Genomic DNA, 23,666 nt, shown 5'->3' on the forward strand with positions numbered 1-23,666 from the left:
AGAGCAAAAAAACAGCACTCAAAAAGTTTTTTGCGATTTGCCCTTGTCAGCCTCCAGAAATTCCCTATAATGCGCCTCCACTGACACGGAACAACGGCTTACAGGCCAGCGTGTTAAGAGGTTCAGGAAGTTCTGAACCGCCGGAAAAACTTCTCAAAAAGAAGTTGACTCCGAAGGAGGAAAGCGTAATATACGCCACCTCGCGACAGGATGCTTCGGCACTGCTCGCAACGCTCTTTAACAATTTATCAGACAATCTGTGTGGGCACTCGCAGGATTGATATCAGCGTCTCCGGACGTAAAAAATATCAAGCCTCACGAGTGAACACATAATGAAATTCATTATGACGTTTTACAGATGAGCACCGCTGAACTTGTTTCAGCAAATCGAACTTTTAATTGAAGAGTTTGATCATGGCTCAGATTGAACGCTGGCGGCAGGCCTAACACATGCAAGTCGAACGGTAGCACAGAGAGCTTGCTCTTGGGTGACGAGTGGCGGACGGGTGAGTAATGTCTGGGAAACTGCCCGATGGAGGGGGATAACTACTGGAAACGGTAGCTAATACCGCATAACGTCTTCGGACCAAAGTGGGGGACCTTCGGGCCTCACACCATCGGATGTGCCCAGATGGGATTAGCTAGTAGGTGGGGTAACGGCTCACCTAGGCGACGATCCCTAGCTGGTCTGAGAGGATGACCAGCCACACTGGAACTGAGACACGGTCCAGACTCCTACGGGAGGCAGCAGTGGGGAATATTGCACAATGGGCGCAAGCCTGATGCAGCCATGCCGCGTGTATGAAGAAGGCCTTCGGGTTGTAAAGTACTTTCAGTGGGGAGGAAGGCGAAGAGGTTAATAACCTTTTCGATTGACGTTACCCGCAGAAGAAGCACCGGCTAACTCCGTGCCAGCAGCCGCGGTAATACGGAGGGTGCAAGCGTTAATCGGAATTACTGGGCGTAAAGCGCACGCAGGCGGTCTGTCAAGTCGGATGTGAAATCCCCGGGCTCAACCTGGGAACTGCATTCGAAACTGGCAGGCTAGAGTCTTGTAGAGGGGGGTAGAATTCCAGGTGTAGCGGTGAAATGCGTAGAGATCTGGAGGAATACCGGTGGCGAAGGCGGCCCCCTGGACAAAGACTGACGCTCAGGTGCGAAAGCGTGGGGAGCAAACAGGATTAGATACCCTGGTAGTCCACGCCGTAAACGATGTCGACTTGGAGGTTGTGCCCTTGAGGCGTGGCTTCCGGAGCTAACGCGTTAAGTCGACCGCCTGGGGAGTACGGCCGCAAGGTTAAAACTCAAATGAATTGACGGGGGCCCGCACAAGCGGTGGAGCATGTGGTTTAATTCGATGCAACGCGAAGAACCTTACCTGGCCTTGACATCCACGGAATTTGGCAGAGATGCCTTAGTGCCTTCGGGAACCGTGAGACAGGTGCTGCATGGCTGTCGTCAGCTCGTGTTGTGAAATGTTGGGTTAAGTCCCGCAACGAGCGCAACCCTTATCCTTTGTTGCCAGCACGTAATGGTGGGAACTCAAAGGAGACTGCCGGTGATAAACCGGAGGAAGGTGGGGATGACGTCAAGTCATCATGGCCCTTACGGCCAGGGCTACACACGTGCTACAATGGCGCATACAAAGAGAAGCGACCTCGCGAGAGCAAGCGGACCTCATAAAGTGCGTCGTAGTCCGGATCGGAGTCTGCAACTCGACTCCGTGAAGTCGGAATCGCTAGTAATCGTAGATCAGAATGCTACGGTGAATACGTTCCCGGGCCTTGTACACACCGCCCGTCACACCATGGGAGTGGGTTGCAAAAGAAGTAGGTAGCTTAACCTTCGGGAGGGCGCTTACCACTTTGTGATTCATGACTGGGGTGAAGTCGTAACAAGGTAACCGTAGGGGAACCTGCGGTTGGATCACCTCCTTACCTGAAGATACCTTCCCGCGTAGTGCTCACACAGATTGTCTGATGAACGTAACGAGCAAAATGTAGTATCAGAGTCCCCATCGTCTAGAGGCCCAGGACACTGCCCTTTCACGGCTGTAACAGGGGTTCGAATCCCCTTGGGGACGCCATACCGGTAACGAAGTGAAAGTCGTTATCACCGTATCTCAAAACTGACTTTTTGGAGTCACGTTTGAGATATTTGCTCTTTAACAATCCGGAACAAGCTGAAAATTGAAACGACGCGTCGTATTCATTCTCCGTAATAAGAATGAAGTTAACGATGCGTTCGAGTCTCTCAAATGCTCACGACAGCATGCCGTCCTTCGGGACGCTTGTGGGTTGTGAGGTTAAGCGACTAAGCGTACACGGTGGATGCCTAGGCAGTCAGAGGCGATGAAGGGCGTGCTAATCTGCGATAAGCGTCGGTAAGGTGATATGAACCGCAACAACCGACGATACCCGAATGGGGAAACCCAGTGTGATACGTCACACTATCATGTCATGAATACATAGTGGCATGAGGCGAACCGGGGGAACTGAAACATCTAAGTACCCCGAGGAAAAGAAATCAACCGAGATTCCCCCAGTAGCGGCGAGCGAACGGGGAACAGCCCAGAACCTGAATCAGCTTGTGCATTAGTGGAAGCGTCTGGAAAGTCGCAGGGTACAGGGTGATACTCCCGTACACAAAAATGCACCTGCTGTGAGTTCGATGAGTAGGGCGGGACACGTGACATCCTGTCTGAATATGGGGGGACCATCCTCCAAGGCTAAATACTCCTGACTGACCGATAGTGAACCAGTACCGTGAGGGAAAGGCGAAAAGAACCCCGGCGAGGGGAGTGAAACAGAACCTGAAACCGTGTACGTACAAGCAGTGGGAGCACCTTCATGGTGTGACTGCGTACCTTTTGTATAATGGGTCAGCGACTTATATTCTGTAGCAAGGTTAACCGTATAGGGGAGCCGCAGGGAAACCGAGTCTTAACTGGGCGTTAAGTTGCAGGGTATAGACCCGAAACCCGGTGATCTAGCCATGGGCAGGTTGAAGGTTGGGTAACACTAACTGGAGGACCGAACCGACTAATGTTGAAAAATTAGCGGATGACTTGTGGCTGGGGGTGAAAGGCCAATCAAACCGGGAGATAGCTGGTTCTCCCCGAAAGCTATTTAGGTAGCGCCTCGTGAACTCATCTTCGGGGGTAGAGCACTGTTTCGGCTAGGGGGCCATCCCGGCTTACCAACCCGATGCAAACTGCGAATACCGAAGAATGTTATCACGGGAGACACACGGCGGGTGCTAACGTCCGTCGTGAAGAGGGAAACAACCCAGACCGCCAGCTAAGGTCCCAAAGTCATGGTTAAGTGGGAAACGATGTGGGAAGGCACAGACAGCCAGGATGTTGGCTTAGAAGCAGCCATCATTTAAAGAAAGCGTAATAGCTCACTGGTCGAGTCGGCCTGCGCGGAAGATGTAACGGGGCTAAACCATGCACCGAAGCTGCGGCAGCGATACGCAAGTATTGTTGGGTAGGGGAGCGTTCTGTAAGCCGTTGAAGGTGTGCTGTGAGGCATGCTGGAGGTATCAGAAGTGCGAATGCTGACATAAGTAACGATAAAGCGGGTGAAAAGCCCGCTCGCCGGAAGACCAAGGGTTCCTGTCCAACGTTAATCGGGGCAGGGTGAGTCGACCCCTAAGGCGAGGCCGAAAGGCGTAGTCGATGGGAAACGGGTTAATATTCCCGTACTCGGTGTTACTGCGAAGGGGGGACGGAGAAGGCTATGTTAGCCGGGCGACGGTTGTCCCGGTTTAAGCGTGTAGGCTTGAGTTCCAGGCAAATCCGGAACTCTTTAAGGCTGAGGCGTGACGACGAGGCACTACGGTGCTGAAGTAACAAATGCCCTGCTTCCAGGAAAAGCCTCTAAGCATCAGGTAACATCGAATCGTACCCCAAACCGACACAGGTGGTCAGGTAGAGAATACCAAGGCGCTTGAGAGAACTCGGGTGAAGGAACTAGGCAAAATGGTGCCGTAACTTCGGGAGAAGGCACGCTGTCGGTAGGTGAAACCCCTCGCGGGTGGAGCTGAAGGCAGTCGAAGATACCAGCTGGCTGCAACTGTTTATTAAAAACACAGCACTGTGCAAACACGAAAGTGGACGTATACGGTGTGACGCCTGCCCGGTGCCGGAAGGTTAATTGATGGGGTTATCCGCAAGGAGAAGCTCTTGATCGAAGCCCCGGTAAACGGCGGCCGTAACTATAACGGTCCTAAGGTAGCGAAATTCCTTGTCGGGTAAGTTCCGACCTGCACGAATGGCGTAATGATGGCCAGGCTGTCTCCACCCGAGACTCAGTGAAATTGAACTCGCTGTGAAGATGCAGTGTACCCGCGGCAAGACGGAAAGACCCCGTGAACCTTTACTACAGCTTGACACTGAACATTGAGCCTTGATGTGTAGGATAGGTGGGAGGCTTTGAAGCGTGGACGCCAGTCTGCGTGGAGCCAACCTTGAAATACCACCCTTTAACGTTTGATGTTCTAACCTGGCGCCGTGATCCGGCGTGGGGACAGTGTCTGGTGGGTAGTTTGACTGGGGCGGTCTCCTCCTAAAGAGTAACGGAGGAGCACGAAGGTTAGCTAATCACGGTCGGACATCGTGAGGTTAGTGCAATGGCATAAGCTAGCTTGACTGCGAGAGTGACGGCTCGAGCAGGTGCGAAAGCAGGTCATAGTGATCCGGTGGTTCTGAATGGAAGGGCCATCGCTCAACGGATAAAAGGTACTCCGGGGATAACAGGCTGATACCGCCCAAGAGTTCATATCGACGGCGGTGTTTGGCACCTCGATGTCGGCTCATCACATCCTGGGGCTGAAGTAGGTCCCAAGGGTACGGCTGTTCGCCGTTTAAAGTGGTACGCGAGCTGGGTTTAGAACGTCGTGAGACAGTTCGGTCCCTATCTGCCGTGGGCGCTGGAGAATTGAGAGGGGTTGCTCCTAGTACGAGAGGACCGGAGTGAACGCACCACTGGTGTTCGGGTTGTCATGCCAATGGCATTGCCCGGTAGCTAAGTGCGGAAAAGATAAGCGCTGAAAGCATCTAAGCGCGAAACTTGCCTCGAGATGAATTCTCCCTGACTCCTTGAGAGTCCTGAAGGGACGTTGAAGACTACGACGTTGATAGGCCGGGTGTGTAAGCGCAGCGATGCGTTGAGCTAACCGGTACTAATGACCCGTGAGGCTTAACCTTACAACGCCAGAAGCGTTCTGGTGTGCGTTATGAGAGACGCAAAAGAGATTTTCAGCCTGTGACCGGATAACAATTTAGCGGGAACGAAAGATTTTGTGCTGAAGCAAGGCGGCAAGCGAAGGAAAGGAGGGAGCATACTGAAGTATGTGACTGACTTTACGAGCGCGGCCAACGCAGCAGCAGTGCAAAATATTCGTTTCGTGCACCAAGATTTGCCTGGCGGCTTTAGCGCGGTGGTCCCACCTGACCCCATGCCGAACTCAGAAGTGAAACGCCGTAGCGCCGATGGTAGTGTGGGGCCTCCCCATGCGAGAGTAGGGAACTGCCAGGCATCAATTTAAGACCCGTTTTCGGGTCGTGACCTTACCCCTGACAAGGTAAGGGCGAAACACCTGAAGTCAGACGCCGTTCTGAATTCAGTACAGAATCGGTGGAGCGGTAGTTCAGTTGGTTAGAATACCTGCCTGTCACGCAGGGGGTCGCGGGTTCGAGCCCCGTCCGTTCCGCCACCCTTTTAGGGGCGTAGTTCAATTGGTAGAGCACCGGTCTCCAAAACCGGGTGTTGGGAGTTCGAGTCTCTCCGCCCCTGCCAAATAAAAACAATCCTTTGCTTCGGCAAAGGATTTTTTTTGTCTAAAATTCCTGCCCTGTCCGTTATTCACCCAATTTCCCCATAAAAAAAGGCCAGCAAACTGACCCTTTTGTGCGTTTTAACAACGATTTATGCTTTAATATTCACCGGGAATTTTATCAGCTGGCGAATATAGGCCTGCTGATCGCTGTTTTCTAACCACACCGCATACAGCGGTCGGGAGACAACAGCCGTGTCCGGGATCACCACTAAATCGCTGTACTCTTTACCCCATACCTCAGGTAAAAATGCGCAGGCTCCGGTAGTGTGCAGCAGTTGACGGGTTAAATGTGCAGAAGTTGTCGTCAGCACAGGCACGTCGTCTGCCCCTGCCAGATAGCTTTCATGCTGATGGAAATCAGCACCCCACTCCAGCTTAATATAGTCATATTTCTCTTTTTTCTCCGATTTTCGCGACCGGAACAAAGTCAGAGAAATATGGCCAATCTGCTGGCTGGTCAGCTCGTCCATTTTCGGTGCTTCAGTAGTAATTAACAGGTCCAGCTGCCGCTCGTGCAGTTGCTTGACCAGTAAATGGCGCTGAGCGACTCGTGCCTCTAAATGCAGGCTCTCACGGTTCTCATACAGGGTTTGTAGCCACGGCGTCAGGTAGGCTTCCCACATGGAAGCACTTGCCCCTATCGACAGCTCGTGATGCTGCTGTGTATGCGCCACCTCTTTCTTGGCCATCAGCCAGGTGCTCATCAGGCTTTCTGCATAGGGGAGGAGTCGCTCGCCTGCAGACGTCAGCCTGATGTTATTGCGGTGGCGGGTAAACAGGTTTACACCCAGCTGGTTTTCAAGCTGTCTGATGCGAAAACTTACAGCAGATTGCGTGAGATAGAGTGCTTCAGCGGCACGTCCAAAGTGGCGAGTTCTGCTCACTTCAAGAAAGGTCTTCAGTAATTCCGTATCCACATCCATCTCCTAAAAAACATTTGTCGTTATGATTTAAATGTTTTGTTTTACACTCTGTCAAGCCTATCTAATACTCCGCGCCATAAATAGCACGGCCATAAAAGAGTTAGGAGCGTGTAAAATGGCGGAAAGCTTCGCAACAACGAATCGTTTTTTTGATAACAAACATTACCCTCGCGGGTTCTCCCGTCACGGCGATTTCACCATCAAAGAAGCCCAACTTCTTGAGCGTTATGGTTACGCTTTTAACGAGTTGGACCTGGCAAAGCGTGAGCCAACGACGGAAGAAGAGCGTCTGTTTATTGAGGTGTGCCGTGGTGTGCGTGAGCCGCACACTGAGGCAGAGAAAGTCTGGTCAAAGTATATGACTCGAATCAAACGTCCTAAACGTTTCCACACCCTTTCAGGCGGCAAGCCGCAGATGGAAGGTGTTGAAGACTATACAGATAGTGACGATTAAGAGAAAAGGGGCTTCGGCCCCTTTTTCGTTGCCATCATTCCAGGTTATTTTGCAGGTATATCATTAAACGATCGATCCCACGGTAGCTTACAGCTTCAGTCAGATGTTCCCGGTTAATCTCCTGCTCGCCTGCCAGATCGGCAATAGTCCGCGCCACTTTCAGTATGCGCTGCCACGCCCGCACCGACAGCCCCAAATGATTCAGCACCTGTTCCAGCCATTCGGCATCCTCTCGGGTAAGTGTACAGTAATGCTGGATTTCTGGGTTATTCATTAGGGCATTCACTTTACCGCAGCGTGCGTACTGACAATTGCGTGCGGCCAGCACGCGCTCTCTTACCTGCTGGCTTGACTCACTGTCAGTACGTTGATGACTCAATGTTCCCGGAGGCAGAAGGGGCACCTCCAGCGATAAATCAAAGCGGTCAAGGAAAGGGCCAGACAGGCGACTGAGATAGCGCAGCGTCTGCTGTGGAGAGCAGCGGTTGTGCGAACCAAGATAGTGTCCGGTCGGGCTTGGGTTCATGGCGGCTATCAATTGAAAACGTGCCGGATAGGTAATCTTTGCTTTGGCCCGGGAGATACTGATCTCCCCTGACTCCAGCGGCTCACGTAATGCATCCAGCGCGCGCCGCTCAAATTCCGGTAGCTCATCCAGAAACAGCACGCCGTTATGCGCCAGCGAGATCTCCCCGGGCTTCGGCAAAGAGCCACCGCCCACTAACGCATACAGCGAAGCGCTGTGATGAGGGGAGCGGAAAGGCCTCTGGCGCCACTGACGGCGTAGATCGCCGCTATTCACGAGACTAGCTACACTTGCACTCTCAAGGGCCTCACGATCGCTTAGAGGCGGCATCAGACCACTAAGCCGCGATGCCAGCATTGTTTTTCCCGTCCCCGGCGGTCCAATCAGCAGCAGATTATGGCCGCCAGACGCTGTGACCTCCAGCGCTCGCTTGGCCTGCTCCTGGCCAATAATTTCATTCAGGTCGCGCGTTTCGGCTGGGGAGGGTTGATGCTCGCAGCGGGCGTGCTCCAACTTACCTTTATCGTGCAAAAAAGCACATACCTCCAGCAGGTGAGTCGCAATCAGGCTCTCGCCATGCTGGATCAGGCCGACATCATTTTCATTATAGGCCGAGAGGATCAGCTGTCGCCGGGCATCCAGCGCGGCCACTGCGGCGGGAATCGCACCCTGTATGCCGCGTAGCGCGCCTGTCAGGGCCAGTTCGCCGAGGAACTCATAGCGGGTGAGCTTTTCCGCAGGGATCTGCTCAGAAGCGGCGAGAATAGCGATAGCGATGGGAAGATCGTAACGCCCCCCCTCTTTTGGCAGGTCAGCAGGCGCCAGATTGACGGTGATACGCTTAGCCGGGAAGGTGAACCCGCTATTAAGGATTGCGCTGCGTACCCGATCGCGCGCTTCCTTGACGGTGGTTTCTGGCAGCCCGACCAGCGACAGCGCAGGCAACCCATTGCTGATGTGGACTTCTACAGTGACCAGCGGCGCCTGAATGCCGATTGCAGCGCGGGTGTAGGCAACAGATAACGACATAAACTCTCCTTGTTGCGGCTATTTTGCGCCCCCGGCTTTTTTGCGGCGACGGGCAAAGACGGAATTTGCGCGCCGCGCCGTAAAGTTTTTGCCCGGCTCGACTGCCAGAAACATTGCCTTGCGATCGGACTCGACTATTTTCTCAGCAGCGAGATGGAGCCATCGCGCCCGGTGATTAATGAAAAACATTCAGCTTTTGCTTATTGACTGAAAAACCATAATTTTTTCTGAATCTGTGGCTGCCCGCATAAAATTAAATGATGAAAAAAGTTGAATCAGAATCGAAAACTGTGATAACTCTGTAGGCATTACTTCGAACAAGCGAATTTTAAGTATCCAAATGAAAGCCCTTCTACGAGTCGTCAGCCTAGTCATTATCAACGTCGTCGTGATTATTATCACGCCGTGCGGGGCTACGCTCGGAGAAAGAAAGGCTTAAAAATCAAGCCTGATTTCGAAAGAACCCCCGCACCGAAAGGTCCGGGGGTTTTTTTTTGCAGGGCATTAACGAGAGAGGAACAGAAGATGAACAGTAGAATAATATGCTGTTGTTCCAAGCAGAGGGCGGGGAAATAACTATGAATGGTGCTCAGTGGGTGGTTCAAGCTTTGCGTGCACAGGGTGTCGAAACAGTTTTCGGCTACCCGGGTGGTGCAATCATGCCGGTCTATGACGCGCTCTATGACGGCGGTGTCGAACACCTACTGTGCCGCCACGAGCAGGGTGCGGCGATGGCGGCGATCGGATTCGCTCGCGCGACTGGCAAAGTCGGCGTCTGTATCGCCACTTCCGGACCGGGGGCCACCAACCTGATCACCGGCCTGGCTGATGCCATGCTGGACTCGGTGCCGATTGTCGCCATCACCGGGCAGGTCTCCTCCGCGGTGATGGGCACCGATGCCTTCCAGGAGATCGACGTGCTCGGCCTGTCACTGGCCTGTACCAAGCACAGTTTCCTCGTTGAATCTCTCGAAGAGTTACCGATCGTGATGGCAGAGGCCTTCGCCATCGCCAAATCGGGCCGCCCTGGCCCGGTACTGGTCGATATCCCTAAGGATATCCAGCTGGCATGCGGTGAGCTGAGCGCGCATCTGCTGCCGGTAGAGCAGGAGCTGGCACACCCGCACGCTGAATTGCAGCAGGCGCGTAACCTGCTGGCTCAGTCAAAAAAACCGATCCTGTACGTGGGTGGCGGTGTCGGGATGGCGGATGCCGTTCACGCCCTGCGCGCTTTCGCTAAAGAGACCGGTATTCCGACCGTTGCCACGCTGAAAGGTTTGGGCACGCCGGATGCTGAAGACGCCTGCTACCTCGGCATGCTGGGCATGCACGGTACTAAAGCCGCCAATATTGCCGTTCAGCAGTGTGACCTGCTGATTGCCGTAGGCGCGCGCTTTGATGATCGCGTAACCGGTAAGCTGGACACCTTCGCGCCGCATGCCAGCGTGATCCATCTGGATATCGACCCGGCTGAGCTTCACAAACTGCGCCGCGCGCACGTTGGCCTGCAGGGCGACCTGAATAAGCTGCTGCCAGACCTGTATCAGCCGGTTGAGATTCAGGCGTGGCGTGAAGAAGTGAAGGCGCTGAAAGCCGAAAGCGGCTGGCGCTACGACCATCCGGGCGAGGCGATTTTTGCTCCGCTGTTCTTGAAACAGTTGTCAGACCGTAAACCGCAAAGTGCAGTAGTGACCACCGATGTGGGTCAGCACCAGATGTGGGCCGCGCAGCATATGAGATTTAACCGCCCGGAAAACTTCATCACCTCCAGCGGTCTGGGCACCATGGGCTTTGGTCTGCCAGCCGCAGTGGGTGCACAGGTTGCCCGCCCGGACGACACCGTTATCTGCGTCTCCGGCGACGGTTCCTTCATGATGAACGTGCAGGAGCTTGGCACCATTAAGCGTAAACAGCTGCCGGTTAAAATTGTGCTGCTTGATAACCAGCGCCTTGGCATGGTTCGCCAGTGGCAGCAGCTGTTCTTCGCCGAGCGTTACAGCGAAACCAATCTGTCCGATAACCCGGACTTCCTGATGCTGGCCCGCGCTTTTGATATCCCGGGCCAGCGCATTACCCGTAAAGACCAGGTCGACGCCGCATTAGACGCTTTGCTGCACAGTGAAGGGCCATACATGCTCCACGTCGCCATCGATGAGCTTGAGAACGTCTGGCCTCTGGTACCGCCTGGTGCCAGCAACGAACAAATGATGGAGAAAACCTCATGATGCAGCATCAATTGTCTATCGAAGCGCGCTTTCGCCCGGAAATACTGGAGCGCATTTTGCGCGTCGTGCGTCACCGCGGCTTTCAGGTCTGCGCGATGAACATGGCGTCGTTGGTCAACAGTGACAATATTAATATTGAGATGACCGTTGCCAGCCAGCGCTCTGTCGATTTACTGTCAACGCAGTTGAGTAAACTGATGGACGTTGCATGCGTTCAGACCCAACAATTAACAACACAACAAATCCGCGCATAAGCGCGCAAGGAAACAAGAATGACGAAGAAAGCAGACTTTATCTGGTTCAATGGCGAGATGGTTAAATGGGAAGACGCTAAGGTCAGCGTCATGTCCCACGCACTGCACTACGGCACCTCTGTGTTTGAAGGCGTCCGCTGCTATGACTCTCACAAAGGACCAGTAGTCTTCCGCCATCGTGAACATATGCAGCGCCTGCGTGATTCTGCAAAGATCTATCGTTTCCCTGTCAGCCTGAGCGTTGATGAGTTGATGGAAGCCTGCCGCGCTACCCTGCGTAAAAACAACCTGAAAAGCGCCTATATTCGTCCGCTGGTATTTGTTGGTGACGTGGGCCTGGGCGTTAACCCGCCGGACGGTTATGAAACTGATGTGATCATCGCTGCATTCCCATGGGGCGCCTACCTCGGTGCCGAAGCGCTGGAGCAGGGGATCGATGCGATGGTCTCTTCCTGGAACCGCGTGGCGCCAAACACCCTGCCGACGGCGGCCAAAGCCGGTGGTAACTATCTCTCCTCTCTGCTGGTGGGTAGCGAAGCGCGCCGCCACGGCTACCAGGAAGGGATCGCGCTGGACACCCAGGGCTATATCTCAGAAGGTGCCGGTGAGAACCTGTTTGAAGTGAAAGACGGCATTCTGTTCACTCCGCCATTCACCTCTTCTGCGCTGCCGGGTATTACGCGTGACGCCATCATCAAACTGGCGCAGGATATGGGAATCGAAGTGCGTGAGCAGGTGCTGTCACGTGAATCGCTGTATCTGGCTGACGAAGTGTTTATGTCCGGTACTGCCGCGGAGATCACTCCGGTGCGTAGCGTTGACGGTATCCAGGTTGGCGCGGGTAAACGCGGCCCGGTCACCGAGCGCATCCAGTCTGCCTTCTTCGGCCTGTTCACCGGCGAAACGGAAGACAAATGGGGCTGGTTGGATCCGGTTAACCCATAACAATAATGTTTTTTTCGCAGGCGTCAGTTGACGCCTGCGCACTATCTGATTTCTGGAGTATAGAGCATGCCTAAGTACCGTTCCGCCACCACCACCCACGGGCGCAATATGGCCGGTGCCCGTGCCCTCTGGCGCGCCACAGGAATGACCGATGATGATTTCGGTAAGCCGATCATCGCCGTGGTTAACTCCTTTACGCAATTTGTACCGGGCCACGTTCACCTGCGCGACCTGGGTAAGCTGGTTGCTGAGGAAATTGAAGCCTCAGGCGGCGTGGCGAAAGAGTTCAACACCATCGCAGTGGATGATGGTATCGCCATGGGCCACGGCGGAATGCTCTATTCTCTGCCATCCCGTGAGCTGATCGCCGACTCCGTGGAGTACATGGTAAACGCCCACTGTGCCGATGCCATGGTGTGTATCTCTAACTGTGACAAAATCACCCCGGGCATGCTGATGGCGTCACTCCGCCTGAACATTCCGGTGATCTTCGTTTCCGGCGGCCCGATGGAAGCCGGTAAAACCAAACTGTCTGATAAAATCATCAAGCTCGACCTCGTCGATGCCATGATCCAGGGTGCGAACCCGAACGTCAGCGATGCAGAGAGCGATCAGATTGAGCGTTCGGCCTGCCCGACCTGTGGCTCCTGTTCAGGGATGTTTACCGCGAACTCAATGAACTGCCTGACCGAAGCGCTGGGTCTGTCGCAGCCGGGTAACGGCTCGCTGCTGGCGACGCACGCTGACCGTAAAGAGCTGTTCCTCAATGCTGGCCGCCGCATCGTCGAGCTGACCAAACGTTACTACGAGCAGGATGACGAAACGGCGCTGCCGCGCAGCATCGCCAGCAGAGCCGCATTTGAAAACGCCATCACCCTGGATATCGCCATGGGCGGTTCCACTAACACCGTTCTGCACCTGCTGGCTGCCGCGCAGGAAGGCGAAATCGACTTCGATATCTCCGACATCGACCGCTTGTCGCGCCTGGTTCCGCACCTGTGCAAAGTGGCGCCAAGCACGCAGAAATACCATATGGAAGACGTTCACCGTGCCGGTGGGGTACTCGGTATCCTCGGCGAGCTGGACCGCGCCGGACTGCTGGACAACAGCGTGCGCAACATCCTCGGCCTGAGCCTGCGTGAAACGCTGGATCGGTACGACATCATGCTGACCAAAGATGAAGCGGTGAAGAAAATGTTCCGCGCTGGCCCGGCGGGCATTCGTACCACTCAGGCATTCTCACAGGATACCCGTTGGGACACGCTGGATGACGACCGTCAGGAAGGCTGCATTCGTTCACGCGAATTCGCCTTCAGTCAGGACGGCGGCCTGGCGGTGCTGTACGGCAACATCGCTGAAAACGGCTGTATCGTTAAAACCGCGGGCGTCGATGAAGGCAGCCTGGTGTTTAGCGGCCCGGCGAAAGTCTATGAAAGTCAGGATGATGCGGTTGCTGCGATCCTCGGCGGTAAAGTGGTGGCTGGTGACGTTGTCGTTATCCGCTACGAAGGGCCAAAAGGCGGCCCGGGTATGCAGGAAATGCTCTATCCGACCACCTATCTGAAATCAATGGGCCTTGGTAAAGCCTGTGCGCTGATCACCGATGGTCGTTTCTCCGGTGGGACTTCCGGTCTGTCAATCGGCCATGCTTCGCCGGAAGCGGCGAGCGGCGGCACCATCGCGCTGGTCAAAGATGGCGACATCATCAACATCGATATTCCACAGCGTGGTATCCAGCTGGCCGTGCCGGACAATGAACTGGCCGCCCGTCGTCTGGAAGAAGAAGCACGTGGGGATGAAGCCTATACGCCACACGGTCGTGAGCGTCAGGTTTCCTTTGCTCTGCGTGCTTATGCCACCCTGGCAACCAGCGCCGACAAAGGTGCCGTCCGCGATAAGAGTAAGCTGGGAGGCTAACAAACATGGCTGAGTCGCAACCGCTATCCGACCAACCGAGTGGCGCAGAGTATCTGCGTGCGGTGCTGCGTGCGCCGGTGTACGAGGCGGCCCAGGTCACCCCGTTGCAAAAGATGGAGAAGATCTCTGCCCGCCTCGGCAATACCATCCTGGTAAAGCGCGAAGATCGCCAGCCGGTACACAGCTTTAAGCTGCGTGGCGCCTACGCGATGATTGCCGGGCTGAGCGCAGAGCAGCGCGCGCGCGGCGTGGTTACCGCTTCGGCGGGCAATCATGCCCAGGGCGTAGCGTTATCGGCCAGCAAGTTAGGAATTAAATCCCTGATTGTGATGCCGGTCGCCACTGCAGATATCAAGGTTGATGCAGTGCGGGCGTTTGGCGGTGAGGCTTTCCTGTTTGGCGCCAACTTTGATGAAGCGAAAGCGAAAGCCATCGAGCTGTCCGAGCAGCAGGGTTACACCTTTGTGCCGCCCTTCGATCATCCGATGGTGATTGCCGGGCAGGGCACACTGGCGATGGAGCTGCTGCAGCAAGATGCGCATCTTGACCGCGTGTTCGTACCGGTTGGCGGCGGCGGTCTGGCCGCAGGCGTGGCGGTGTTGATCAAACAGCTGATGCCGCAAATCAAAGTGATTGCGGTCGAGGCGGCGGACTCAGCCTGCCTGAAGGCGGCGCTGGATGCCGGGCATCCGGTCGATCTACCACGCGTCGGGCTGTTTGCCGAAGGCGTGGCGGTGAAGCGCATCGGCAGCGAGACCTTCCGGCTGTGCCAGGAGTATCTTGACGACATCATCACCGTCGACAGCGATGCCATTTGCGCGGCGATGAAGGATCTGTTCGATGATGTGCGTGCGGTGGCGGAGCCTTCCGGCGCGCTGGCGCTGGCGGGGATGAAGAAGTATATCCAGCAGCATCAGATCCAGGGTGAACGGCTGGCGCACGTGCTGTCCGGTGCTAACGTCAACTTCCACGGCCTGCGCTACGTTTCCGAGCGTTGTGAACTGGGCGAGCAGCGTGAAGCGCTACTGGCCGTAACAATTCCCGAGCAGCAGGGCAGCTTCCTGCGCTTCTGCCAGCTGCTGGGCGGGCGTTCGGTGACCGAGTTCAACTATCGCTATGCCAACGCTGACGAGGCCTGCATCTTTGTTGGCGTACGCCTGACGCGCGGCATGGAGGAGCGCCACGAGATCCTGCAGCTGCTGTCAGAAGGCGGTTATCAAGTCGTGGATCTCTCCGATGACGAAATGGCGAAGCTTCACGTGCGCTATATGGTCGGCGGGCGACCGTCGAAACCGCTGCGCGAGCGGCTGTTCAGCTTTGAATTCCCGGAGGCGCCCGGTGCGCTGCTGCGCTTCCTGCAGACGCTGGGCACCCACTGGAATATCTCATTGTTTCACTACCGCAGCCACGGTACTGACTACGGTCGCGTTCTGGCGGCGTTTGAGCTGAGCGACAGCGAGCCGCAGTTTGAAGAGCACCTGGCGGCGCTGGGTTATGATTTCCACGATGAAACCAATAATCCGGCCTTCCGCTTCTTCCTGGCGGGCTAAAGCAGTTTCCAGAAAGCATCAATAAGCGGCTCAGTGAGCCGCTTTTTTTGTACGCATACGCCGAGTTCAAACGGTGCCACCATCTCGACATCTTCCAGCTCCAGAATACGGTTACGGATTGGCTCCGGACTGTTCTCCAGCACCACATCCGGCAGCAGTGCGATGCCGCACCCCAGCGCCACCATCGAGACAATCGCCTCATGTCCGGAAACCGTAGCGTAAATCAGTGGGTTCGCGATATGGCGATGGCGGAACCATAAATCAATGCGCCGCCGCGACGGCCCCTGCGCGGGCAGAATAAATGGGATTTGCGCCCAGTCGGGATGTGGCTGCGTTGCCTGGCTACGCACCGGGCACGGCAGCGCGGGGGCGATCAGCACCAGCGGGATCAGCCCGAGTGGCATAAAACCAATGCTGCCGGGCAGCGTTTCTGGCCGCCCGGCGATGGCAATATCGGCCTCATTGGTCTGGACTTTCTCCACCGCGTCGGCGGCGTCCCCGGTGGTCAGTTTGATTTCTACCAGCGGATGCTCGGCGCGGAAGCGATCAAGGATGGGCGGCAGATGGCTGTAAGCGGCGGTCACCGAGCAGAACAGACGCAGTTCACCACTCAGTGACGGGCCATTCTGCCCGATGGCGTGGCGCATCTGCTGATACTGCAACAGCGTTTGCTGAGCGAACTGGCGCAGGCGCTCACCGGCATCGGTCAGGGTTACCGTGCGGTTATCGCGTAAAAACAGTGTCTGCCCGAGGTCCTCCTCCAGCCGCTGGATCTGCCGTGACAGCGTAGAGGGGCTGACGTGCATCGCCCTTGCGCTGCGGCCAAAATGGCGGCTATCGGCGAGATGGAGAAACAATTTCAGGTCACGCAGATCCATACAGTTTGGGCCTCAAAGCTATGTTGCAAAAAGTGCAACGTCACGTTGTTAATATATCAATTTCAGCAATGCATTTCCTGTCATATGATAGGGTTTATACAGGGTCGGAAAGAGAGACCCGATAACAGACAAACGCATCACAACCTCATACGGAGTACCCATGGCTAACTATTTCAACACTTTGAACCTGCGCAACCAGCTGGCGCAATTAGGTAAATGCCGCTTTATGGCGCGTGAAGAATTTGCTGATGAAGCGAGCTACCTGAAAGGTAAAAAAGTCGTCATCGTTGGCTGTGGTGCTCAGGGCCTGAACCAGGGCCTGAACATGCGTGATTCTGGCCTCGACATTGCTTACGCTCTGCGTGCAGAAGCGATTGCCGAGAAGCGTGCTTCATGGCGTAAAGCGACCGAAAATGGCTTCAAAGTGGGCACTTACGAAGATCTGATCCCACAGGCCGACCTGGTGGTTAACCTGACGCCAGACAAGCAGCACTCCGCTGTGGTACAGGCGGTGCAGCCGTTGATGAAAGAGGGCGCAGCGCTGGGTTACTCACACGGTTTCAACATCGTTGAAGTGGGCGAGCAGGTTCGTAAAGACATCACCGTGGTGATGGTTGCGCCGAAATGCCCGGGTACTGAAGTACGTGAAGAGTACAAACGTGGTTTCGGCGTACCAACGCTCATCGCGGTTCACCCGGAAAACGATCCAAAAGGCGAAGGCATGGCGATTGCTAAAGCCTGGGCAGCAGCAACCGGCGGTCACCGCGCGGGCGTGCTGGAGTCCTCCTTCGTTGCTGAAGTGAAGTCCGATCTGATGGGTGAGCAGACCATCCTGTGCGGTATGCTGCAGGCGGGTTCGCTGCTGTGCTTCGACAAGCTGGTGGCTGAAGGTACGGATGCAGCCTACGCAGAAAAACTGATTCAGTTCGGCTGGGAAACCATTACCGAAGCCCTGAAGCAGGGTGGCATTACGCTGATGATGGACCGCCTGTCTAACCCGGCTAAACTGCGTGCTTACGCACTGTCCGAGCAGCTGAAAACCATCATGGCCCCGCTGTTCCAGAAGCACATGGACGATATCATCTCCGGTGAGTTCTCCTCCGGGATGATGGCTGACTGGGCAAACGATGACAAAAAATTGCTTGGCTGGCGTGAAGAGACCGGTAAAACCGCGTTCGAAAACGCTGCACAGTTCGAAGGTAAAATTGCCGAGCAGGACTACTTCGACCAGGGCGTTGTGATGATCGCCATGGTGAAAGCGGGCGTTGAGCTGGCATTCGAAACCATGGTTGCTGCCGGTATCATCGAAGAGTCTGCTTACTACGAATCACTGCACGAGCTGCCGCTGATTGCTAACACTATCGCCCGTAAGCGCCTGTACGAAATGAACGTGGTTATCTCTGATACTGCGGAATACGGTAACTACCTGTTCTCTTACGCGGCAGTACCGCTGCTGAAAGAGTTCATGACCACGCTGCAGGCAGGCGATCTGGGCAAAGCCGTCAACACGGCGACCACCGTAGATAACGCTCAGCTGCGTGACGTGAACGAAGCGATTCGTCATCACGAAATCGAAGCGGTTGGCCGTAAGCTGCGTGGCTACATGACCGATATGAAACGTATCGCCGTAGCGGGTTAATTCTGCGTAAATCGATGTAGGGGCGGATCGCTGATCCGCCCGAAAAAAGCGCCGTCTGGCGCTTTTTTTTAATTGCGGTACAACACTTTAATGATGTGGTAACCGAACTGGGTGTGCAGCGGGCCCTGTGGCTCGACCAGCGGGCAGGAGAACACCACTTTATCGAATGCCGGCACCATTGCGCCCTGTTTGAACTCACCGAGGTGGCCGCCTTTCTTACCTGACGGACAGGTAGAGTGCTTCTTCGCCAGCTTCTCAAAATCTGCGCCGTCAGCCAGCTGTGCTAACAGGTCCTGAGCCAGTTTCTCTTCTTTTACCAGAATGTGCAGTGCTGCTGCCATTTTTGCCATGATTGTTACCTTGAGTAAGAGTTATTTCGCGGGCAATACCCGTCATACTTCAAGCTGCCTGTGCGTTAGCTGCCCTCGTTCACCCGAATCACTGACTTCAGTCAGCTCATCGGGATTAGTGAGCCTCATCCCTGAGGCTCAGCCCCCGGCCAGCGCGAGCGCTGCTCAAATCGGTTTCCGACCGATTTGTCACTCTTTTGCTGCCTTCATGCAACTCGAATTATTTTGGGTATATACTACCACGCTGTTTTCTCCTCCCTCGCAATTTCATTGAGTGATTTATCTATGCGTCTTAATCCTGGTCAGCAACACGCCGTCGAATTTGTTACCGGACCCTGTCTGGTACTGGCTGGTGCCGGTTCGGGAAAAACACGCGTCATTACCAATAAAATTGCCCACTTGATCCGCGAATGCGGCTATCAGGCGCGCCATATCGCCGCGGTGACCTTTACCAACAAGGCATCGCGTGAGATGAAAGAGCGCGTGGCGCAGACGCTGGGGCGCAAAGAAGCGCGCGGGTTGATGATCTCCACCTTCCATACGCTGGGGCTGGAAATTATTAAGCGCGAATACGCCGCGCTGGGGATGAAATCGAACTTCTCTCTGTTTGACGACCAGGATCAGCTGGCGCTGTTAAAAGACCTGACCGAGGAGTGGCTGGAAAACGATAAAACCCTGCTGCAGCAGCTGATATCAACGATCTCCAACTGGAAGAACGATCTGATGGATCCGCCGCGTGCGGCTGCGGGGGCGTTATCGGAGCGCGATAAGCTGTTCGCGCACTGCTACGCGCTGTATGACCGCCATCTGAAGTCCTGCAACGTGCTGGATTTCGACGATCTGATCCTGCTGCCGACCCTGCTGTTCCAGCGCAATCTGGAAGTGCGCGAACGCTGGCAGCAGAAAATCCGCTACCTGCTGGTGGATGAATATCAGGATACCAACACCAGCCAGTATGAGCTGGTAAAGCTGCTGGTGGGTAGCCGTGCGCGCTTTACCGTGGTGGGGGATGACGATCAGTCGATCTACTCCTGGCGCGGTGCGCGGCCGCAGAACCTGGTGCTGCTTCAGGAAGATTTCCCGGCGCTGCAGGTGATCAAGCTGGAGCAGAACTACCGCTCTTCGGAACGCATTCTGAAAGCGGCGAATATCCTGATCGCCAATAACCCGCACGTGTTTGAAAAGCGTCTGTTCTCCGAGCTGGGCTACGGCGCGGAGCTGAAGGTGGTGACGGCCAACAACGAAGATCACGAAGCGGAACGCGTTACCGGCGAGCTGATTGCCCATCACTTTATCAATAAGACCGCTTATAAAGACTACGCCATTCTGTATCGCGGCAACCATCAGTCGCGGGTGTTTGAAAAAATGCTGATGCAGAACCGCATTCCCTACCGTATCTCCGGCGGCACCTCATTCTTCTCGCGTCCGGAAATTAAGGATCTGCTGGCCTACCTGCGCGTACTGACCAACGCCGACGACGACAGCGCCTTTATGCGCATTGTGAATACGCCACGGCGTGAAATCGGTTCGGCTACGCTACAAAAACTGGGCGAGTGGGCGATGCAGCGCAATAAAAGCCTGTTCAGCGCCAGCTTTGATATGGGGCTCGGCCAGACTCTGACCGGGCGCGGTCTGGAATCTCTGCAGCGCTTTACCCACTGGCTGCGGGAGGTAGCGCAGCTGGCGGAGCGCGAGCCGGTGGCTGCGGTACGCGATCTGATCCGCGGTATCGATTACGAGAGCTGGCTGTTTGAAACTTCCGGCAGCCCGAAAGCGGCTGAAATGCGCATGAAAAACGTCAATACCCTGTTCCAGTGGATGACGGAAATGCTGGAGGGCAGCGATATCGACGAACCCATGACGCTGACCCAGGTCGTTACGCGCTTTACGCTGCGCGACATGATGGAGCGCGGTGAAAGTGATGAAGAGTCAGATCAGGTTCAGTTAATGACGCTGCACGCCTCGAAAGGTCTGGAGTTCCCCTACGTGTTCCTGGTGGGCATGGAGGAGGGATTACTGCCGCATCAGAGCAGCATTGACGAAAATAACGTTGAAGAGGAGCGTCGTCTGGCTTACGTGGGTATCACGCGTGCGCAGAAGGAGCTGACGTTTACTCTGTGCCGCGAGCGCCGTCAGTATGGTGAATCAATCCGTCCGGAGCCAAGCCGCTTCCTGCTGGAGCTACCGCAGGATGATCTGAAATGGGAGTCGGAGCGGAAAGTCGTCAGCGCAGAAGAGCGCATGCAAACCGGCCAGAGTCGTGTGGCCGGGTTGCGGGCGATGCTGGATAAAGCGAAGAAATAGAAGCGGATTAACGCCGCATTACCGAGCGTAGTAGATTTTAATTAATGACTAATGACCAGTGCACATAGCTCTGCCAGTGTGCTTCCTGCTCCAGCAGCTCAGCGCGCAGAGGATGGGCATCCAGCCAGCCCTGCGGCAGCGTCAGCGTCAGGTTGTCCTCATCTGCCTGCAAACGGACCGCAGGCAGCGTGTCATCGCGGCGGCGGCTGGCAAAAATGATCGCCAGACGCAGCAGGCGGCTCAGCCGTTCAGCCACGCGCGGCGGCACGGCATTCTGCTGGCTTAACAGCGCCAGATCGATGCTGTTGACCTGATTTTGCAGCAGCGTTGCTAGCAGCTTTTTCTGCGCGGGGGTAAAGCCTGGCAGATCGAGATGGCGCACCAGATATGCGGAGTGCTGCGGAGCCTGGCGGAAATCCACGCTTAAACCAATTTCATGGATCAGGCAGGCGCTATCCAACAGTTCACGGCTGCGATCGTCCAGCTTCCAGCTCTGCCCCACCTGGCGGGCGAAGGTATCGGCTAACTGACGCACGCGGTCAGCCTGCTCGGGATCGATAGCAAAACGGCGCTGGATATTATGCAGCGTGCGGTTGCGAATATCGCGATCCACCGGCAGGTGCAGCATGCCGTAAACCAATCCTTCGCGCAGTGCGCCGCCGGCCAGCGTCATGCTGGTAATATTCAGTTCATTAAAGATGGCGATGAGAATGGATAAGCCGCTCGGGAAAACCAGCGCGCGCTCAAGGGTCAGCCCCTCAATCTCCAGCTCTTCCAGTTTGCCGCACTGGATGGCGCGCTGTTTGAGCTGCTGAAGCTTACTCAGCGTAATACGCTCATCCATGCCCTGCGCCATCATAATTTCCTGCAGCGCCTGAACGGTGCCGGAAGCCCCGACGCAAACCTGCCAGCCCTGTTCGCGCAGCGCACCGGCCACCGGCCGGATCATCGCCCGCGCGGCCTGTTCGGCCTGTTCGAAATTCTCTTTACCCAGATGACGATCGGTAAAATAGCGCTCCAGCCAGGTCACGCAGCCCATCGACAGGCTGAACAGCGTAGTGGCCTGCGAACCCTTGCCGGTGACCAGCTCGGTGCTGCCGCCGCCGATATCCACCACCAGGCGCTTATCCGAACCGCCGGTGGTATGCGCGACGCCCTGATAAATCAGGCGAGCTTCTTCCTCACCGCTGATCACATTGACCGGGCAACCCAGAATTTTCTCAGCTTTTACGAGGAATTCACCGGCGTTTGAGGCAATACGCAGGGTGGCGGTGGCGACGACGCGGATCTGCTGCGGTGGGATATCCTGCAGCTGCTCGGAGAACAGCCGCAGGCACTGCCAGCCACGCTCCATCGCCTCTTCCGAGAGATGGTGGCTGGCATCAAGCCCGGCAGCCAGGCGAACCTTACGCTTGATGCGGGCAATGGTCTGGATACTGCCAGCCACTTCACGCACCACCAACATATGAAAGCTGTTCGATCCTAAATCGATGGCAGCATAGAGTGATGATGCGCTCAGCATGGCGTTTTAACCTGAACGTTTACGGTTAGGGCTACGCGGCGCGCTGCTGCGGCGGTTGTTATTTCCCCCACGGCGCGGACCATTTCCAGAACGCGTTCGGGTTAAGCGTTTTGGCGGCGGCAGATCGCTCATCAGCGCATCGCTGTTATAGCGGCTGACGGCAATGCTATGGCCAATATAGTCTTCAATCGCCGGCAGGTTGAGAGCGTACTCTTCACAGGCCAGGCTGATTGAGTGACCGTTGGCACCGGCACGACCGGTACGGCCAATGCGGTGAACATAGTCTTCACGGTCATCAGGCAGATCGTAGTTGAAGACGTGGGTCACGGCTGGAATGTGCAGACCACGTGCCGCAACATCGGTAGCGACCAGGATATCAACATCACCTTTGGTGAAATCATCCAGAATACGCAGGCGTTTCTTCTGTGCCACATCGCCGGTCAGCAGGCCCACGCGGTGACCATCGGCAGCCAGATGGCCCCAGATATCTTCACAGCGGTGCTTGGTATTCGCGAAGATGATCGCGCGATCGGGCCACTCTTCTTCCAGCAGCGTTTGCAGTAAACGCATTTTCTCTTCGTTGGAAGGGTAGAACAGCTCTTCTTTAATGCGGTGTCCGGTTTTCTGTTCCGGTTCAACTTCAACGTATTCAGCGTTGTTCATATTCTCAAAGGCCAGTTCACGCACGCGGAAGGAGAGGGTGGCGGAGAACAGCATATTGAGGCGCTGGTTAGCGGCAGGCATGCGGCGGAACAACCAGCGAATGTCTTTAATGAAGCCGAGGTCAAACATCCGGTCAGCTTCGTCGAGTACCACCACCTGGATGGCGCCTAAATTCACATGATTCTGTTTAGCGTAATCGATTAAACGACCCGTGGTGGCGATCAGCACATCGACGCCGCTTTCGAGCACTTTCAGCTGTTTATCGTAGCCATCGCCGCCGTAAGCCAGGCCCAGTTTCAGCCCGGTAACCTGCGCCAGCGGTTCTGCATCCGCATGGATCTGCACCGCCAGTTCGCGCGTCGGTGCCAGGATCAGCGCGCGCGGTTGGTTAACCTGGCGACCTTCCGGGGCGGGGTGAGAAAGAAGATGATGGAACGTTGACGTCAGGAACGCCATCGTTTTGCCGGTACCGGTTTGCGCCTGACCTGCTACATCACGCCCGGAGAGCGTAAACGGTAATGCCAGCGCCTGAATAGGCGTGCAATTATGAAACCCTTTAGTTTCAAGGGCTTCAATCACCTGAGGGTGCAGGGCGAAGTCGGAAAACTTCTGTTCTGTTAAGTGTGTTTTGCTCATAGTGTGGTAG

At 55.6% G+C, this 23,666-nt stretch carries 15 protein-coding genes, 3 tRNA genes and 3 rRNA genes; 15 read left to right on the top strand and 6 right to left on the bottom strand.

Going from position 1 to position 23,666, the window contains the following annotated elements; translation table 11 throughout:
* Positions 1 to 396 precede the first annotated feature (396 nt).
* The 6 genes from ACLI4M_RS10430 (at position 397) to ACLI4M_RS10455 (ending at position 5,801) form a co-directional block, all read left to right on the top strand.
* Positions 397 to 1,937: ribosomal RNA gene (locus ACLI4M_RS10430) — 16S ribosomal RNA — on the top strand.
* Between the two features lie 73 nt (positions 1,938 to 2,010).
* A tRNA-Glu gene (locus ACLI4M_RS10435) sits at positions 2,011 to 2,086 on the top strand.
* 217 nt (positions 2,087 to 2,303) lie between these two features.
* Positions 2,304 to 5,209 (top strand): 23S ribosomal RNA (locus ACLI4M_RS10440).
* Between the two features lie 215 nt (positions 5,210 to 5,424).
* Positions 5,425 to 5,540 (top strand): 5S ribosomal RNA (gene rrf / locus ACLI4M_RS10445).
* The 16S, 23S and 5S rRNA genes sit together here with 3 tRNA genes alongside, the layout of an rRNA operon.
* A 101-nt stretch (positions 5,541 to 5,641) precedes the next feature.
* Positions 5,642 to 5,718, top strand: a tRNA-Asp gene (locus ACLI4M_RS10450).
* 7 nt (positions 5,719 to 5,725) lie between these two features.
* Positions 5,726 to 5,801, top strand: a tRNA-Trp gene (locus ACLI4M_RS10455).
* A 129-nt stretch (positions 5,802 to 5,930) separates the two neighbouring features.
* Here the strand turns inward: ACLI4M_RS10455 and hdfR are convergent.
* Positions 5,931 to 6,758: an HTH-type transcriptional regulator HdfR gene (gene hdfR, locus ACLI4M_RS10460; RefSeq protein ID WP_133622275.1), complete on the bottom strand. Its 828-nt coding sequence runs from the start codon at positions 6,756 to 6,758 to the stop codon at positions 5,931 to 5,933.
* Positions 6,759 to 6,879: 121 nt separating this feature from the next.
* Between hdfR and ACLI4M_RS10465 the strand changes: the two genes are divergently transcribed.
* Positions 6,880 to 7,218 carry a DUF413 domain-containing protein gene (locus ACLI4M_RS10465; RefSeq protein WP_048914333.1) on the top strand — a complete coding sequence of 113 codons (339 nt, stop codon included), beginning with the start codon at positions 6,880 to 6,882 and terminating at the stop codon, positions 7,216 to 7,218.
* Positions 7,219 to 7,252: 34 nt separating this feature from the next.
* On the opposite strand, the gene ACLI4M_RS10470 is transcribed toward ACLI4M_RS10465, so the two are convergent.
* Complete coding sequence (locus ACLI4M_RS10470) at positions 7,253 to 8,773, bottom strand: YifB family Mg chelatase-like AAA ATPase (protein ID WP_133622274.1); 1,521 nt, start codon at positions 8,771 to 8,773, stop codon at positions 7,253 to 7,255.
* Positions 8,774 to 9,113: 340 nt separating this feature from the next.
* On the opposite strand from ACLI4M_RS10470, the gene ilvL reads away from it, so the two are divergent.
* From ilvL to ilvA, 6 genes are all read left to right on the top strand, one after another.
* Positions 9,114 to 9,212, top strand: coding sequence for an ilv operon leader peptide (gene ilvL, locus ACLI4M_RS10475; RefSeq protein ID WP_071822090.1), 99 nt, complete (start codon positions 9,114 to 9,116; stop codon positions 9,210 to 9,212).
* A 139-nt stretch (positions 9,213 to 9,351) separates the two neighbouring features.
* The gene (ilvG, locus tag ACLI4M_RS10480; RefSeq protein WP_133622273.1) at positions 9,352 to 10,998 is read left to right on the top strand and encodes an acetolactate synthase 2 catalytic subunit; all 1,647 of its coding nucleotides are present in this window, start codon (positions 9,352 to 9,354) and stop codon (positions 10,996 to 10,998) included.
* Positions 10,995 to 11,252 carry an acetolactate synthase 2 small subunit gene (ilvM, locus tag ACLI4M_RS10485; RefSeq protein ID WP_048914335.1) on the top strand — a complete coding sequence of 86 codons (258 nt, stop codon included), beginning with the start codon at positions 10,995 to 10,997 and terminating at the stop codon, positions 11,250 to 11,252. Before ilvG ends, ilvM begins: the two co-directional genes overlap by 4 nt.
* Before the next feature lie 18 nt (positions 11,253 to 11,270).
* A complete protein-coding gene (locus ACLI4M_RS10490) occupies positions 11,271 to 12,197 on the top strand; it encodes a branched-chain amino acid transaminase (RefSeq protein ID WP_048914336.1) in 927 nt (308 codons plus the stop codon).
* A 66-nt stretch (positions 12,198 to 12,263) separates the two neighbouring features.
* Entirely contained in the window at positions 12,264 to 14,114 is a 1,851-nt protein-coding gene (ilvD, locus tag ACLI4M_RS10495) for a dihydroxy-acid dehydratase (protein ID WP_133622272.1), read from the top strand.
* Between the two features lie 5 nt (positions 14,115 to 14,119).
* Complete coding sequence (gene ilvA, locus ACLI4M_RS10500; protein WP_048914338.1) at positions 14,120 to 15,664, top strand: threonine ammonia-lyase, biosynthetic; 1,545 nt, start codon at positions 14,120 to 14,122, stop codon at positions 15,662 to 15,664.
* On the opposite strand, the gene ilvY is transcribed toward ilvA, so the two are convergent.
* Complete coding sequence (gene ilvY, locus ACLI4M_RS10505; RefSeq protein ID WP_048914339.1) at positions 15,661 to 16,542, bottom strand: HTH-type transcriptional activator IlvY; 882 nt, start codon at positions 16,540 to 16,542, stop codon at positions 15,661 to 15,663. The two genes, ilvA and ilvY, sit on opposite strands and share 4 nt — an antisense overlap.
* 160 nt (positions 16,543 to 16,702) lie before the next feature.
* On the opposite strand from ilvY, the gene ilvC reads away from it, so the two are divergent.
* The gene (gene ilvC / locus ACLI4M_RS10510; protein ID WP_048914340.1) at positions 16,703 to 18,181 is read left to right on the top strand and encodes a ketol-acid reductoisomerase; all 1,479 of its coding nucleotides are present in this window, start codon (positions 16,703 to 16,705) and stop codon (positions 18,179 to 18,181) included.
* Between the two features lie 68 nt (positions 18,182 to 18,249).
* Here the strand turns inward: ilvC and ppiC are convergent, their stop codons facing one another.
* On the bottom strand, positions 18,250 to 18,531 hold the full coding sequence (gene ppiC, locus ACLI4M_RS10515) for a peptidylprolyl isomerase PpiC (RefSeq protein WP_133622271.1): 282 nt from the start codon (positions 18,529 to 18,531) through the stop codon (positions 18,250 to 18,252).
* 285 nt (positions 18,532 to 18,816) lie between these two features.
* Between ppiC and rep the strand changes: the two genes are divergently transcribed.
* The gene (rep, locus tag ACLI4M_RS10520; RefSeq protein WP_048914342.1) at positions 18,817 to 20,835 is read left to right on the top strand and encodes a DNA helicase Rep; all 2,019 of its coding nucleotides are present in this window, start codon (positions 18,817 to 18,819) and stop codon (positions 20,833 to 20,835) included.
* 37 nt (positions 20,836 to 20,872) lie between these two features.
* On the opposite strand, the gene ppx is transcribed toward rep, so the two are convergent.
* Positions 20,873 to 22,357, bottom strand: coding sequence for an exopolyphosphatase (ppx, locus tag ACLI4M_RS10525; RefSeq protein ID WP_133622269.1), 1,485 nt, complete (start codon positions 22,355 to 22,357; stop codon positions 20,873 to 20,875).
* Positions 22,358 to 22,363: 6 nt separating this feature from the next.
* A complete protein-coding gene (gene rhlB / locus ACLI4M_RS10530; RefSeq protein ID WP_048914346.1) occupies positions 22,364 to 23,656 on the bottom strand; it encodes an ATP-dependent RNA helicase RhlB in 1,293 nt (430 codons plus the stop codon).
* Positions 23,657 to 23,666: the final 10 nt, after the last annotated feature.

It is taken from the genome of Erwinia sp. LJJL01, from assembly GCF_047300805.2.
GTDB classification, from domain to species: Bacteria; Pseudomonadota; Gammaproteobacteria; order Enterobacterales; family Enterobacteriaceae; genus Erwinia; species Erwinia aphidicola.